Here is a 14,094-nt window from a genome sequence, read left to right as displayed (position 1 = left end):
TCGAACGGCATACGGCCGGATGCGCGCGCCGGAGCTCCGGGTTCCACTGGGTCCATGAGTACCGAGCCGCCGCCGGACGACAACGACCCGTTCAAGAAGCAGCCGCCGCCGCCCGGGTCCCCGCCTCCGTCGTACCCGGGATCCGGTGGGGACCCGTACGGAGGCGGCCCGTACGGAGGCGGTCCGCAGGGCGGGAGTCCGTACGGAGGCGGCGGGCCGGAGAATCCTTACGGCGGCCCGTACGGCGCGGCCGATCCGCTGGCGGGGATGCCGCCGCTGGCCAGCCGCTTCAGGCGGCTGGTCGCCAGGATCATCGACGCCCTCATCGTGGGCATTCCGGTGAGCGTCGTCTTCTCGCTGGCGACCTGGGGCTACGACCCCTGGAAGGACACGAGCAAGAACACGGGCCTGAGCATCCTCATCTCGATCATCTACTTCCTCTACGAGGGCCTGATGCTGACCACGCGCGGTCAGACGGTCGGGAAGATGGCGATGAAGATCCGCGTCGCGATGCTGGACAACGGGGCGATCCCCGAGGGCAGGCCCGGCTGGACGCGCGCGGCGGTCTACTCCCTGCCGGAGATCGTGCCGTGCTGCGGCTTCGTCTTCTGGCTCCTCAATGTGCTCTGGTGCACCTGGGACGAGCCGTATCACCAGTGCATCCACGACAAGGCGGCGAAGACCGTGGTGGTCTCGACCGTGGGGTGAGGCGTGGAGCGGGAAGCGCGGAGTGAGGCGCCGTCAGCCGTGGAGGGAGTGCTCCTGCACGGCTGACGCCGCGTGCGCGGGCGTGCGCTGCTCGGGCAACCGGGCGGCGGCGTCCGCGCGTTCGCGCGGGGTCCGCACCAGGGCCGCGACGAGCAGGCCGAGCGCGAGGGCGGCCAGCGCGATGACCGCGGCTCCCGGACCCGCCTCCGCGCCCGTCAGCAGCAGCATGACGAGGGTCGAGAAGACGACGGTGGCCGATCCGTAGGCGATCTGTGCGGGAGTCGGACGCGACATGGCGGGATCCGTCCTCAAGGCATCGACAGGGGGGTGCGGAGCCGGCTGGTACATACAGCAATCCCGACTCTACGGTGCTCTCTGCCCGAGCGGAACTGGCGGTAAGCGTGACCTAACCCACGGTACTCGGAGCATCAGGGGCGCACGGGGTCAGGGGGCGCGCCAAGGGCTGCCGGGCGCACGCCCGTTGTGGCCCGAAATCCGCAACATAAAGACCGGATAACGTACTTGCTGAGGGCGCCCCAGTCAAGATCTGTCTTTTCTTGAGTCTCTCCGGTCAAATACCTCCACAGTTCTTACTGGGGAGGACATTCACAAGTGAAGAGCAGCCAACGGCGGGTCGCCCGATCCGCCGCCGTGGTCGTCGTGGCCGCCGCGCTGGGCGCGGGGACCCTGACGACGGGGATCGCGCAGGCGGCGGGCTTGACCGCCCCGTCCGGCGCGGACCAGGGCCCCTCGGCCGTCGCCGCGCGCCAGGACCCGGCGCAGAACGGCCGTGCCGTCGAGCACGACCTCAAGGGCCCGTTCAGCAAGAAGAAGGAAGCCCAGCGCAAGGCCGCGCTGGAGCAGGTGATCGCCGGCGACGCCAAGGCGGAGCAGCGCGGCGCGTCGAAGGTCGTCCAGCTCGGCCGGGGGAAGTACGTCGAGCTCGCCCGGGAGAAGACCGACAAGATCTTCACCATCCTGGTCGACTTCGGCGACAAGGTCGACGACACCACGATGTACGACCCGGACGGCCCCGACGGCCCCAAGCCGCCCGTCAAGAAGTTCGGCGGCACGGCCGGCCCCGCCCACAACACGATAGAAAAGCCGGACCGTGCGAAGGACAACAGCACGGCCTGGCAGAAGGACTTCGACCGCAAGTACTTCCAGGACCTGTACTTCTCGCACGACAAGGACAAGGAGTCCCTGGCCAAGTACTACGAGAAGCAGTCCTCCGGACGCTACTCGGTCGAGGGCACCGTCACCGACTGGGTGAAGGTGCAGTGGAACGAGGCCCGTTACGGCTCCAACTACTGCGGCTCCACCAACTGCCCCAGCGCCTGGGACCTCGTCCGCGACGGCGTCAACCAGTGGGTCGCCGGCCAGAAGGCCGCCGGCCGCAGCGACGCGGACATCAAGGCGGAGCTGGCCAAGTACGACCAGTGGGACCGCAACGACTACGACGGCGACGGCAACTTCAACGAGCCCGACGGCTACATCGACCACTTCCAGATCGTCCACGCCGGCGAGGACGAGTCCGCGGGCGGCGGCAAGCAGGGCAAGGACGCCATCTGGGCCCACCGCTGGTACGCCTACGGCTCCGACGCCGGCAAGACCGGCCCGGCGGGCAACAAGGCGGGCGGCACCCAGATCGCCGACACCGGCATCTGGGTCGGCGACTACACCATGCAGCCCGAGAACGGCGGCCTCGGTGTCTTCGCCCACGAGTACGGCCACGACCTGGGCCTGCCCGACGAGTACGACACCACCGGCACCGGTGAGTCCTCCGTCGCCTACTGGTCCCTGATGTCCTCCGGCTCCTGGCTGGGCGAGGGCAAGGACACCATCGGCGACCTGCCCGGCGACATGAGCGCCTGGGACAAGCTGCAGCTGGGCTGGCTCAACTACGGCAAGGCCAAGGCGGCGACGAAGTCGACGCACAAGCTGGGCGTGGCGGAGTACAACACCAAGGACAAGCAGGCGCTGGTCGTCGAGCTGCCCAACAAGAAGGTCACCACCGAGGTCGTCAAGCCGGCCGAGGGCACCCAGCAGTGGTGGAGCGGCCAGGGCGACGACCTGAAGAACACCCTCTCCCGGAGCGTCGACCTCACCGGCAAGTCCAAGGCCTCCCTGGACCTGTCCGGCTGGTGGGACATCGAGGAGAACTACGACTACCTCTACGCCGAGGTCTCCACGGACGGCGGCGCCAACTTCACGCCGCTCGACGGCACCGCCGACGGCAAGGCCATCACCCGCGACGGCGGCGACAAGCCCGCCCTGACCGGTGTCTCGGGCGCGTACAAGAAGCTGGCCTACTCCCTCGACGCCTACGCGGGCAAGAAGATCGAGCTGCGCTTCCGCTACGCCACCGACGGCGGCACCTCGGGCAAGGGCTTCACGGCCGACGCCATCACGCTGACCGCCGACGGCAAGAACGTCTTCGCGGACGGCGCCGAGGCCGGCGACAACGGCTGGACGGTGAAGGGCTTCTCGCGCATCGGCGCCTCCTTCACCAAGGAGTACCCGCAGTACTACATCGCCGAGAACCGTCAGTACGTCTCGTACGACCGGACGCTGCGCACCGGCCCGTACAACTTCGGCTGGCGGAGCACCAAGCCCTCCTGGGTCGAGCACTACCCGTACCAGACCGGTCTGCTGATCTGGCAGTGGGACACCTCGCAGGTGGACAACAACGTCGGCGTCCACCCGGGCACCGGCCGCATCCTGCCGATCGACGCCCACCCGGCGGCCGAGAAGTGGGCCGACGGCAAGCTGATGAAGAACCGCTTCCAGGCGTACGACTCGACCTTCAGCTGGTTCCCGGCCCAGGGCTACACCGTGCACTCCGACGGCGTGGCCGCGCGCGTCAAGGGCAAGCTGGGCGTTCCGGTCTTCGACGACCACAAGAACACCTACTACGACGCGTCGAACCCCACGGGCGGTGTGAAGATCACCGACACCAACACCCGGATCCGGATCCTCACCCAGGCCCCCAGCGGCTCGACGATGACGATCCAGGTCGGCCCGTCCGGCAAGTGACCCACCGGTAGGCGCGAGCACCGCGACCGCGCCGCAGGTCAGGACCGTACCGGCCGTCGCCCCCTGGCGGGCGGCGGCCGGTCGGCTCGACAATGCCTCTCATGATGGTCTTATCGACACCCTTATTCACAAGGGAGGCATGAGGCGGATGGCAGGTGGTGGGTTCGCCCGGCTCCCCGACGGCACCGTCGTCGTCGCCCTGTCGCTGACCGTGCCGCCGGACGACGGCCCCCGCCCGGGAGCACGCGTCCGCGTCCTGGTCCACGCCGCCAACCGCGCCCGGGCCCTGACCCGGCTGCGCAATCTGGGGATGCGCGCCGTCTACCTGCGGGGCAACACCGAGCCGCCCCTGCCCGACGAGATCACCGCCGTGCTGCACCACCCGGACGGGGTGGTCTGGCGGTCCGTCCCCGAGGACGACACCGAGTCCTGGCACCCGATCGCCAGCCTGCTGCGGGGCAGGCCCGCCGGCGCCGCCTGAGGGCCCCGCACGGCCCTGTGGGGGCCGTCAGCCGCCCTGGACCACCGGCTTGCCGCTGAGCTCCACCCCGGCCTCCCGCAGCTCCTCCAGCGCCCGCTGGGTGGTGTGCGGGGCGACGCCGGCGGTCAGGTCGAGCAGCACGTGGGTGGCGAAGCCGTGCCGCCGGGCGTCCAGGGCGGTGGCCCGTACGCAGTGGTCGGTGGCGATGCCCACCACGTCCACCTCGGTCACCCCCCGCTCGCGCAGCCAGTCCGCCAGCGGTGTGCCGTTCTCGTCCGTGCCCTCGAAGCCGCTGTACGCGGCCGCGTGGGCGCCCTTGTCGAAGACGGCCGCGACCGCGCCGGAGGCGATGACGGGCGCGAAGTTGGGGTGGAAGCCGCTGCCCTCCGTGCCCGCCACGCAGTGGGCGGGCCAGGACTTCTCGTAGTCGGGGCGCTCGGCGAAGTGGTCCCCGGGGTCCACGTGGAAGTCGCGGGTGGCCACGACGTGGGCGTAGCCGGCCTGCGCCTCGCCCACCAGGTCGGTTATGGCCGCGGCCACGTCGGCGCCGCCGGCCACCGCGAGGCTGCCGCCTTCGCAGAAGTCGTTCTGCACGTCGACGATGATCAGTGCACGGTTCATGGTGCAGATCCTTTGTGTGGGGCCCTCGGCCGACGACGCGATCAACCCTGTGTGACCGAGGGTAGTGACTCGGATTGCGTAACGGGAGGGGCACTCGGGCGCGCCCGGAGGTATTCCGTCAGGGGTGTTCCCGGCGCGCCCGCGGAACGCCTCAGAGGTATTCCGTGGGCAGCACGGGCTCGCCCCGCGAGAGCTGCGTCGCCGACATCGGCAGCGCCCCGCGCGCCGCGGCGTGGCGGTCGCGCGCCGCGTCCAGGGGCTCGCGGGCCACGACCTCGCCGCCCCGGACCAGCTCCACGAGCAGCTGCCGCTCCGCCAGCTCCGCCGGGACCTCGCCGGTGCCCACGACCTCCGCCTCCGCCACGCCGGACGCGTCGGCGCGGCGCGCGGCCCACTTGCGGCCGCCGAGGGAGGTCTTGCCGCCCATCGACTTCTTGGCGACGGGCCGCAGCGGGGCGTCCGGGCCGGGGGCGTCCGCGCGGGCGACGAGCTTGTAGACCATCGAGCAGGTGGGGTGGCCGCTGCCGGTCACCAGCTGGGTGCCGACGCCGTAGGCGTCCACGGGGGCGGCGGCCAGCGAGGCGATGGCGTACTCGTCCAGGTCGCTGGTGACCACGATGCGGGTGTCCTTCGCGCCCAGGTCGTCCAGCTGCTGCCGGACGCGGTGGGCGAGCAGCAGCAGGTCGCCGGAGTCGATCCGGACCGCGCCGAGGTCCTTCCCGGCCACCTCCACGGCCAGCCGGACCGCCTCGGTGACGTCGTAGGTGTCCACCAGCAGCGTCGTGCCCGCGCCGAGCGAGTCGACCTGGGCGGTGAAGGCGTCCCGCTCGCTGTCGTGCACGAGGGTGAACGCGTGCGCACTGGTGCCGACCGTCGGGATGCTGTAGCGGAAGCCCGCGGCGAGGTCGGAGGTGGAGGAGAACCCGCCCACGTACGCCGCGCGGGAGGCGGCCACGGCCGCCAGCTCGTGGGTGCGGCGCGCGCCCATCTCGATCAGCGGCCTGTCGCCCGCCGCCACCGCCATCCGCGAGGCGGCCGCGGCGACGGCGGAGTCGTGGTTGAGGATCGAGAGGATCACGGTCTCGAGCAGCACCGCCTCGGCGAAGGTGCCCTCGACGCGCAGGACGGGGGAGCCGGGGAAGTAGACCTCGCCCTCGGGGTAGCCCCAGATGTCGCCCCGGAAGCGGTAGTCGGCCAGCCAGGCGAGGGTCGGCTCGTCCACGATCCGCTGCTCGGCGAGGAAGTCCAGCACGCCGCTGTCGAAGCGGAAGTTCTCCACGGCGTCCAGGACCCGGCCGGTGCCCGCCACGACGCCGTAGCGCCGGCCCTCGGGCAGGCGGCGGGTGAAGACCTCGAAGACCGAGCGGCGGTCGGCGGTGCCCGACCGCAGCGCACCCTGCAGCATCGTGAGTTCGTACCGGTCGGTGAAGAGGGCCGTCGATGGAACGTCCACCGGGAGCCTCAGGTCCGCAGCGTTCATGGCACCAGATGCTACCCCCAGATCTCGTCAGAGTGACGATTTCTGGGACGTGATCTACGGAACCCCTGCTCGGGCCTGTGTGCGAAACCCGGACCCCGTTTGTGCGGGCGGGGGGTGCGAGTGGCAGCATGGATACGTGAGCGACGCACGCGAGGCCGCCGGGCCGCAGAAGATCTCAACCCGCACTCGCGCCTCGCGGGCGGAGAAGCGATCCATGGAGCGCGCGTGAGTGTTGCACCGGTCGAGATCGAACGGCCCGAAACGGGTGAGTCGCCCTTCGCGGTGACCGAACCCGATGTTCCATGGGTGACCCTGGTTCACAACGACCCCGTCAACCTCATGAGTTATGTGACGTATGTGTTCCAGGCCTACTTCGGCTACTCCAAGGACAAGGCGCACCGGCTGATGCTCGACGTCCACCACAAGGGCCGTGCGACGGTCTCCAGCGGCAGCCGCGAGGAGATGGAGCGCGACGTGCAGGCGATGCACGGCTACGGGCTCTGGGCGACGCTGTCGCAGGACCGTTGATGGCCGGGCACTTCGAGCCGCTGGCCGGCGGCGGGGCGGCCGTCGCCCTGGACGAGGTCGAGGTCTCCATCCTGCGCAGCCTGGCCGTGCAGCTCCTGGAGCTGATCGGCCCGGGTGACGACGGGGGCCCGGACGCCGCCGACCCGCTGGCCCGGCTGTTCGCGGAGGGCCCCAGCGAGCCCCCGGCCGACCCGGCCCTGGCCCGGCTGTTCCCCGACGCCTACGGCGACCCGGACAAGGAGCAGGACCGGCAGGAGCGCGCGCACTCCGCCGAATTCCGCCGCTACACCGAGAACGACCTGCGCACGCGCAAGCGCGAGGACGCCCTGGGCATGGTCCGCTCGCTGGACTCGCTGTCCGTGGCGGGCGACAGTGCCGCGGTGCTCCGGCTGACGCCCGAGGACTGCGCGCGGTGGCTCGGCACCCTCAACGACCTCCGGCTGACCATCGGCGCCCGGCTGGAGATCACGAACGAGGACGACGGTGACGCGCTGTTCCGGCTGCCGGACGAGGACCCGCGCAAGCCGATGGTCATGGCCTACCTCTGGCTCGGCGGGCTGCAGGAGACGCTCGTCGAGGCGCTGATGGCCTGAAGGCCTGATTCCGCTCGCGGCCCGGTCCCCCGGCGGCCCGATGGCCCGAAACAAGGGGAACGGGCTGTTCCAGGGCCCTTCCGGCCCCGTTCGCTCAGCGGACCCGCAAATCCGGATAACGATCGAGTCACCGTGGTCGCGGCTATTGGTGGCCCAGATCACTTGTGTCCGGATTTTTTTGTGCCGTGCGCCACAAGCACGCCGATGATCTCATCTTTACACGTGATACTTCTTGCCGACCTGCCTCTGCGACGCCACCCCTGTCGCAGCGGAAGCGCTAGCCGACCGACCGTCGGCGCTGAGCAGGACTCCATCCGGGGGGATCGGAACCCGATCCGGAGCAACCGGATCGGTATGGAGAAAGGCGCACCACCATGACCTCTGAGCAGGTCGCCGACCGCACCGCAGTGCGGGACGGAGAGGGAAGCGGCAAGGAAGCTTCCGAGGGTTACGAGCGGGGACTCGGTAACCGACAGATTCAGATGATCGCCATTGGTGGCGCCATCGGCACCGGCCTGTTCCTGGGCGCGGGCAAGGCGATATCGAAGGCCGGACCCAGCCTGATCCTGGCCTACGCAATTGCTGGCCTGGTCATCTTCTTCATCATGCGAGCGCTCGGTGAGCTGCTCATGTACCGCCCGGTGTCGGGCTCCTTCTCGGACTACGCCCGAGAGTTCCTCGGTCCCTTCTGGGGCTATGTGACCGGATGGACGTACTGGCTCTTCTGGGTCGTCACCGGCATCACCGAGGTCACAGCGGCGGCCACGTACGTCCAGTACTGGAACAAGTCGATCCCACAATGGGTCGCGGCACTGGTCTTCACGGTCATCCTCTACTTCGCCAACCTGATCTCCGTGAAGCTCTTCGGTGAGCTGGAGTTCTGGTTCTCGATGGTCAAGGTCACCGCCATCATCGGCATGATCCTGATCGGCATCGGCGTCATCACGCTCGGCTTCTCGGACGCCGGCGACACGGCTTCCTTCAGCCTCCTGTGGGACCACGGCGGGTTCTTCCCCAAGGGCATCGGCGGCACGCTGATGACCCTGCAGATCGTGATGTTCGCCTTCCTCGCCGTCGAGCTCGTCGGCGTCACCGCGGGCGAGGCCGCCGACCCCAAGAAGACGCTGCCCAAGGCCATCAACACCGTGCCGTGGCGCATCGCCGTCTTCTACGTCGGCGCCCTGATCATCATCCTGTCCGTGGTGCCGTGGACCGAGTTCATGCCCGGCGTGAGCCCCTTCGTGGCGGCCTTCGCCAAGATCGGCCTGCCGGCCGGTGCCGGAATCGTCAACTTCGTGGTCCTCACCGCGGCGCTGTCCTCCTGCAACTCCGGCATGTACTCCACCGGCCGCATGCTGCGTGACCTGGCGCTCAACGGCCAGGGCCCGAAGTTCTTCGGCCAGCTCACCAAGAAGGGCCTGCCGCTGCGCGGCACCACCTTCTCCGCCGCGCTGATGCTCGTCGGTGTGTGGATCAACTACCAGTGGCCGGGCGAGGCGTTCAACTACGTCGTCTCCTTCGCGACCATCTCCGGCATGTGGGCGTGGATCATGATCCTCGTCGCCCAGCTCCGCTACCGCCGCAAGGCGGACCGCGGCGAGCTGCCCCAGTCCGAGCTCAAGGCCCCGGGTGCGCCCTGGACCAGCCTGTTCGCCCTGGCCTTCATCGGCATGGTGATCGTGCTCATGGGCATCGACAAGGACGCGCGGATCTCGCTGTACTGCGCCCCCGGCTGGGCCGCGATCATGTGGGTCTCCTACCTGGTCCTCAAGAAGCGCAACCCGCAGGCGTTCGAGCGCAAGGACTACTCGCTCAGCGAGTAGCCCGCGCCCGGCGCGTGCCGCCCAGGAGCCCGTCCGCACCCCTCAAGGGTGCGGGCGGGCTCTGTGCTTATCCTGGCCCGCATGCTGACCATCACACAGGACCTCCACGACCGGATCGTCGAGCACGCCCGGGCCGACCACCCCGACGAGGCGTGCGGCGTGGTCGCCGGGCCGGCCGGCAGCGGCCGCCCCGAGCGGTTCGTCCCGATGCTCAACGCGGCGCGTTCGCCCACCTTCTACGAGTTCGACTCCACGGACCTGCTCAGGCTCTACCGTGAGATGGACGACCGCGACGAGGAGCCCGTGGTCATCTACCACTCGCACACCGCCACCGAGGCCTATCCCTCCCGCACCGACGTGACCTACGCCAACGAGCCCGGCGCCCACTACGTCCTGGTGTCCACCGCGGACGCCGACGGTGCGGGCCCCTTCCAGTTCCGGTCGTTCCGGATCGTGGACGGCGAGATCACCGAGGAGGAGGTCCGGGTCGTCGCCGCGTACTGACCAGTGAGACCGGTCGTCCGGATGCCGGGACGAACATACGGCTGGCGCACGGGGAATCGATACGATGCGCCCACGGTTGTCCCGCAAGAACACCCAGGCGTCCGCAGGAACCTCCCCGCACTCCGACAGGAGCACTCCCATGGCCATCGAGGTCCGCATCCCGACCATCCTCCGCACCTACACCGACGGCAAGAAGGCCGTCGAGGGTGCCGGCGCCACCATCGACGAGCTCTTCAAGGACCTCGACGCCCGCCACCCCGGCATCCGTGAGCGCCTGGTCGACGAGGCCGCCGGCGGCGAGCTGCGCCGCTTCGTGAACGTCTACCTCAACGACGAGGACGTCCGCTTCCTGGCCGGCATCGCCACCGAGCTCGGCGACGGCGACAGCGTGACCATCCTCCCGGCGGTCGCCGGCGGCAAGGCCTGATGCGGTACGAGTCGCCGCTCGCGGCGGTCGGCAACACGCCGCTCGTCCGTCTGCCGCGCCTGTCCCCGTCCGCGTTCGTGCGGATCTGGGCGAAGCTGGAGGACCGCAATCCCACGGGATCGGTCAAGGACCGGCCCGCCCTCCACATGATCGAACAGGCGGAGAAGGCCGGCCGGCTCACCCCGGGCTGCACGATCCTCGAGCCCACCTCTGGCAACACCGGCATCTCCCTCGCCATGGCCGCCAAGCTCAAGGGCTATCGCATGGTGTGCGTGATGCCCGAGAACACCAGCGAGGAGCGGCGGCAGCTGCTCGCCATGTGGAGCGCCGAGATCATTCCCTCGCCCGCCGCCGGCGGCTCCAACACCGCCGTGCGGGTGGCCAAGGAGCTGGCCGGGCAGCACCCCGACTGGGTGATGCTCTACCAGTACGGCAACCCCGACAACGCCGGGGCCCACTACGCCACCACCGGCCCCGAGATCCTCGCCGACCTCCCCGAGATCACCCACTTCGTGGCGGGCCTCGGCACCACCGGCACCCTGATGGGCGTGGGGCGCTATCTGCGCGAGCACCGGCCCGGCGTGCAGATCGTGGCCGCCGAGCCGCGCTACGACGACGTCGTCTACGGCCTGCGCAACCTCGACGAGGGCTTCGTGCCCGAGCTCTACGACGAGTCCGTCCTCACCACCCGCTTCTCCGTGGGGTCCGAGGACGCCGTCCGTCGCACCCGCGAACTCCTCGCCGAGGAGGGCATCTTCGCGGGCGTGTCCACGGGCGCGGTGCTGCACGCCGCGCTCGGCGTCGCCCGCAAGGCGGTGCGCGCCGGGGAGAGCGCCGACATCGCCTTCATCGTGGCCGACGGCGGCTGGAAGTACCTCTCCACCGGCGTCTACACCGCCGCCACCACCGAAGAGGCGGTGGAGACACTGCACGGCCAGCTCTGGGCGTAGCGCTTCCGTGTCGTCTGTGCGCGCCGGTCCGTGGAAACAGTCCGGTCCGTAAAGAACAGAACTGTGCACGGATGAACTGCTACTACCGATGTTGGGAAGCGGCTGACATCATCCCGTAGGAGACGCACATGAACTGTCCCGCATGTGGATCTTCGGACATGAGGCAACTCAACAATGGAAACTGGCAGTGCGGAAGCTGCGGCGCAGTCACGGCTGGACAAGGCGGCGTGGGATGCGCTCGCCCCTGAGACGCGTGAGCGGCTGGCGGCCTTCATGTCGCCGGAGGTCTTCACCGTGACGGCGGGCAGCAAGGAGTCGGCCGAGCGCTTCCAGCGCTTCATGGACACGCTGGACCGCGCCGAGCGGCACCGCCCCCTGTAAGGAGCGCCCGGCTCCGGCCGCGTACCGTCCGCGCGGCGGCGCCACCCGTGCGTACGTATGTCCCCCTGCCCGTCCCCGTGAGGGCCCCGCCGGTGCCGCGTCATGCGGTGCGGGCGGGGCTCCTGCGTGTGCGCGGGCCTCGTGAGGCGCCGTGGCGGACCACGTCCGTCCTGGTGATTCCGCCCACACGCCCTCCCCCGGAGGAGTCCCGGCCCCCATCTCGCCTTACCCTCGACTGCACCGCATGGCCCCCCGTAACCAGCCCACGGAGGTTCAGGCCCGCATGAAGCTCACCGTCGTCGGATGCTCGGGCTCGTTCCCGTCCACGGAATCGGCCTGCTCGAGCTATCTGGTGGAGGCCGACGGCTACCGGATCCTCCTCGACATGGGCAACGGCGCCCTCGGCGAGCTGCAGCGGCACATCGGTCTGTACGACCTGGACGCCGTGCTGCTGTCGCATCTGCACCCCGACCACTGCATCGACATGTGCGGCTACTTCGTCGCCCGCTACTACCGCCACGAGGGCGGCCGGGCCGGCGCCATACCCGTCTACGGCCCGGAAGGGACCGAGAAGCGGCTGGTCACCGCCTACGGCGACGTCCCCCACGAGGCCTGCATGAGCGAGGTCTTCGACTTCCGCACCCTCGAGCCGGGCACGTTCCCGCTCGGCCCCCTCACGATCCGCACCGTGCGCGTGAGCCACCCCGTGGAGGCGTTCGCCTTCCGGGTCGAGCACCGCGGCTCGTCGCTGGTGTACTCGGGCGACACGGGCCCGTGCGAGGCGCTCGGCGAGCTGTCGCGGGGGGCGGACCTGCTGCTGTGCGAGGCGTCCTTCACGCACGGCAAGGAGGACATCCCCGACCTCCACCTCAACGGCCTCCAGGCGGGCCAGACGGCCGCCCGGGCCGCCGTGGGCCGTCTCGTCCTCACCCACATCCCGCCGTGGACGGACCCCCTCACCAACCTCCGCGACGCGCGCTCGGTCTACGAGGGCCCGGCGGAGCTGGCCCACGCGGGCGCGGTGTACGAGCTGTAGGGCGCGGGCGGTACGCGCGAAGGCCCGCGGAACCGGGTGGTTCCGCGGGCCTTCGCCGGTCCGGTCAGGACCCCTGTCGTGCCGTCAGGACTTGACGTCCTCCAGCTGGCCCTCGGGCTCGCGGCCCGGGGTGGGGAGGTTGAACTTGACGATCGCGAAGCGGAACACCACGTAGTACAGGGCGCCGAAGCACAGGCCCACCAGGGCCAGCATCCACGGCTTGGTGGCGATGCCCAGGTTCAGCAGGAAGTCGATGGCGCCGGCCGAGAAGCCGAAGCCGTCCTTCATGCCGAGCGCCCAGGTCAGGGCCAGCGAGGCACCGGTGAGCAGCGCGTGGAGGGCGTAGAGCACCGGGGCGATGAACATGAAGGTGAACTCGATCGGCTCGGTGACACCGGTGACGAACGCGGTGAGCGCGAGCGAGAACATCATGCCGCCGACGACCTTGCGGTTCTCCGGGCGGGCGCAGTGGACGATCGCCAGGCACGCGGCGGGCAGCGCGAACATCATGATCGGGAAGAAGCCGGTCATGAACTGTCCGGCGTCGGGGTCGCCGGCGAGGAAGCGGGCGATGTCGCCGTGCTTGCCGTTGTAGTCGCCGGCCTGCAGCCACGGGAAGGAGTTGAGCAGGTGGTGCATGCCGACGGGGATCAGCGCGCGGTTGGCGACGCCGAAGATGCCCGCGCCCACGGCGCCGGAGCCGACGAGCCACTCGCCGAAGTTGTGCAGACCCGTGCCCAGGACCGGCCAGATGAGGCCGAAGACGATGCCGATGACCAGACCGGCGAACGCCGAGAGGATCGGGACGAGGCGGCGGCCGCCGAAGAAGCCCAGCCAGTCGGGGAGCTTCTTGCGGCTGTAGCGCTGGTAGAGCAGGGCCACGACCAGACCCATGACGACGCCGCCGAGGACTCCGGCGTTGACCGGGGCCTCGGCCATCACGACCTTGCCGTCGACGACCGTGGCGACCTTGGGCAGGTTGCTGTCCGTGAAGGTGGCCAGCACCTCCTTGAAGACCAGGTAACCGGCCACGGCGGCCAGCGCGGTGGAGCCGTCGGACTTCTTCGCGAAGCCGATCGCCACACCGACGGCGAACAGCAGGGCCATGTTGCCCAGCAGCGCGTTGCCGCCGGCCGACATGTAGCTCGCGATCTTGGTCACGAACTCCGGGAACGACTCGCGGCCCAGCATGTCGTTGTTGCCGAGACGCACCAGCAGTGCGGCTGCGGGCAGGACCGCGACCGGCAGCATCAGGCTGCGACCGATACGCTGGGCGACGGCCATGGCGCCGGCGCCCCGCTTCTTCTTTTCCGGTGCCGCCTCTTCAGGCGCCGCCTTCGCCGCCTTGGCTGCCGTACTCATCGGATTCCTCCAGGTGAGGCGGGCGCTCGGGGGGATGGGGGACGGCCCGCATTTGGTCTACACCACTAGTGGTTTAGACCTGTTGTAGCACGTGAGTCGGGCATAAAGGAATCCACAGTTCCAAGTGCTGTGGGCCACACCCGTAAAGATCACGTGAAGGTTGG

At 69.7% G+C, this 14,094-nt stretch carries 15 protein-coding genes; 11 read left to right on the top strand and 4 right to left on the bottom strand.

Annotated elements, in window-relative coordinates:
• Positions 1–54 precede the first annotated feature (54 nt).
• On the top strand, positions 55–708 hold the full coding sequence (locus tag IE295_RS21855; RefSeq protein WP_190065389.1) for an RDD family protein: 654 nt from the start codon (positions 55–57) through the stop codon (positions 706–708).
• A gap of 33 nt (positions 709–741) precedes the next feature.
• Here the strand turns inward: IE295_RS21855 and IE295_RS21850 are convergent, their stop codons facing one another.
• Positions 742–1,002: a hypothetical protein gene (locus IE295_RS21850; protein WP_190065451.1), complete on the bottom strand. Its 261-nt coding sequence runs from the start codon at positions 1,000–1,002 to the stop codon at positions 742–744.
• A gap of 318 nt (positions 1,003–1,320) precedes the next feature.
• Between IE295_RS21850 and IE295_RS21845 the strand changes: the two genes are divergently transcribed.
• Positions 1,321–3,744, top strand: a complete 2,424-nt coding sequence (locus IE295_RS21845; RefSeq protein WP_190065388.1) for an immune inhibitor A domain-containing protein — start codon at positions 1,321–1,323, stop codon at positions 3,742–3,744.
• A gap of 148 nt (positions 3,745–3,892) precedes the next feature.
• Complete coding sequence (locus tag IE295_RS21840; protein WP_190065387.1) at positions 3,893–4,225, top strand: hypothetical protein; 333 nt, start codon at positions 3,893–3,895, stop codon at positions 4,223–4,225.
• 27 nt (positions 4,226–4,252) lie between these two features.
• Here IE295_RS21840 and IE295_RS21835 read toward each other — a convergent pair whose 3' ends face one another.
• Positions 4,253–4,846 (bottom strand): isochorismatase family protein, encoded by a 594-nt coding sequence (locus IE295_RS21835; protein ID WP_190065386.1) that lies wholly within the window; start codon positions 4,844–4,846, stop codon positions 4,253–4,255.
• Between the two features lie 151 nt (positions 4,847–4,997).
• Positions 4,998–6,326, bottom strand: a complete 1,329-nt coding sequence (locus IE295_RS21830) for a nicotinate phosphoribosyltransferase (RefSeq protein WP_190065385.1) — start codon at positions 6,324–6,326, stop codon at positions 4,998–5,000.
• A 225-nt stretch (positions 6,327–6,551) separates the two neighbouring features.
• Between IE295_RS21830 and clpS the strand changes: the two genes are divergently transcribed.
• The 8 genes from clpS (at position 6,552) to IE295_RS21790 (ending at position 12,568) form a co-directional block, all read left to right on the top strand.
• Positions 6,552–6,854: an ATP-dependent Clp protease adapter ClpS gene (clpS, locus tag IE295_RS21825; protein ID WP_190065384.1), complete on the top strand. Its 303-nt coding sequence runs from the start codon at positions 6,552–6,554 to the stop codon at positions 6,852–6,854.
• Positions 6,854–7,447 (top strand): DUF2017 domain-containing protein, encoded by a 594-nt coding sequence (locus IE295_RS21820; protein WP_190065383.1) that lies wholly within the window; start codon positions 6,854–6,856, stop codon positions 7,445–7,447. Before clpS ends, IE295_RS21820 begins: the two co-directional genes overlap by 1 nt.
• A gap of 374 nt (positions 7,448–7,821) precedes the next feature.
• The gene (locus IE295_RS21815; RefSeq protein WP_190065382.1) at positions 7,822–9,270 is read left to right on the top strand and encodes an amino acid permease; all 1,449 of its coding nucleotides are present in this window, start codon (positions 7,822–7,824) and stop codon (positions 9,268–9,270) included.
• An 81-nt stretch (positions 9,271–9,351) separates the two neighbouring features.
• On the top strand, positions 9,352–9,774 hold the full coding sequence (locus tag IE295_RS21810; protein ID WP_190065381.1) for a M67 family metallopeptidase: 423 nt from the start codon (positions 9,352–9,354) through the stop codon (positions 9,772–9,774).
• Between the two features lie 139 nt (positions 9,775–9,913).
• The gene (locus IE295_RS21805) at positions 9,914–10,201 is read left to right on the top strand and encodes a MoaD/ThiS family protein (protein WP_190065380.1); all 288 of its coding nucleotides are present in this window, start codon (positions 9,914–9,916) and stop codon (positions 10,199–10,201) included.
• On the top strand, positions 10,201–11,151 hold the full coding sequence (locus IE295_RS21800; RefSeq protein ID WP_190065379.1) for a PLP-dependent cysteine synthase family protein: 951 nt from the start codon (positions 10,201–10,203) through the stop codon (positions 11,149–11,151). Before IE295_RS21805 ends, IE295_RS21800 begins: the two co-directional genes overlap by 1 nt.
• 128 nt (positions 11,152–11,279) lie before the next feature.
• On the top strand, positions 11,280–11,399 hold the full coding sequence (locus tag IE295_RS34460) for an eL43 family ribosomal protein (protein WP_224323516.1): 120 nt from the start codon (positions 11,280–11,282) through the stop codon (positions 11,397–11,399).
• Between the two features lie 416 nt (positions 11,400–11,815).
• A complete protein-coding gene (locus IE295_RS21790) occupies positions 11,816–12,568 on the top strand; it encodes an MBL fold metallo-hydrolase (protein WP_190065446.1) in 753 nt (250 codons plus the stop codon).
• 84 nt (positions 12,569–12,652) lie between these two features.
• Here IE295_RS21790 and IE295_RS21785 read toward each other — a convergent pair whose 3' ends face one another.
• A complete protein-coding gene (locus tag IE295_RS21785) occupies positions 12,653–13,930 on the bottom strand; it encodes a PTS transporter subunit EIIC (protein WP_190065377.1) in 1,278 nt (425 codons plus the stop codon).
• Between the last annotated feature and the right edge of the window lie 164 nt (positions 13,931–14,094).

Origin of the sequence: Streptomyces griseocarneus (genome assembly GCF_014655595.1) — a bacterium.
Taxonomy (GTDB): Bacteria; Actinomycetota; Actinomycetes; order Streptomycetales; family Streptomycetaceae; genus Streptomyces; species Streptomyces griseocarneus.
Note: the sequence above shows the minus strand (reverse complement) of the source record. Positions and strands in the feature narration are given on the sequence as shown.

Coding starts and splice junctions, on each gene's coding strand:
- IE295_RS21855 (WP_190065389.1), top strand. CDS start 55: ATGAGTACCGAGCCGCCGCCGGACGACAACGACCCGTTCAAGAAGCAG.
- IE295_RS21850 (WP_190065451.1), bottom strand. CDS start 1,002: ATGTCGCGTCCGACTCCCGCACAGATCGCCTACGGATCGGCCACCGTC.
- IE295_RS21840 (WP_190065387.1), top strand. CDS start 3,893: ATGGCAGGTGGTGGGTTCGCCCGGCTCCCCGACGGCACCGTCGTCGTC.
- IE295_RS21835 (WP_190065386.1), bottom strand. CDS start 4,846: ATGAACCGTGCACTGATCATCGTCGACGTGCAGAACGACTTCTGCGAA.
- IE295_RS21830 (WP_190065385.1), bottom strand. CDS start 6,326: ATGAACGCTGCGGACCTGAGGCTCCCGGTGGACGTTCCATCGACGGCC.
- IE295_RS21820 (WP_190065383.1), top strand. CDS start 6,854: ATGGCCGGGCACTTCGAGCCGCTGGCCGGCGGCGGGGCGGCCGTCGCC.
- IE295_RS21815 (WP_190065382.1), top strand. CDS start 7,822: ATGACCTCTGAGCAGGTCGCCGACCGCACCGCAGTGCGGGACGGAGAG.
- IE295_RS21810 (WP_190065381.1), top strand. CDS start 9,352: ATGCTGACCATCACACAGGACCTCCACGACCGGATCGTCGAGCACGCC.
- IE295_RS21805 (WP_190065380.1), top strand. CDS start 9,914: ATGGCCATCGAGGTCCGCATCCCGACCATCCTCCGCACCTACACCGAC.
- IE295_RS21800 (WP_190065379.1), top strand. CDS start 10,201: ATGCGGTACGAGTCGCCGCTCGCGGCGGTCGGCAACACGCCGCTCGTC.
- IE295_RS34460 (WP_224323516.1), top strand. CDS start 11,280: ATGAACTGTCCCGCATGTGGATCTTCGGACATGAGGCAACTCAACAAT.
- IE295_RS21790 (WP_190065446.1), top strand. CDS start 11,816: ATGAAGCTCACCGTCGTCGGATGCTCGGGCTCGTTCCCGTCCACGGAA.
- IE295_RS21785 (WP_190065377.1), bottom strand. CDS start 13,930: ATGAGTACGGCAGCCAAGGCGGCGAAGGCGGCGCCTGAAGAGGCGGCA.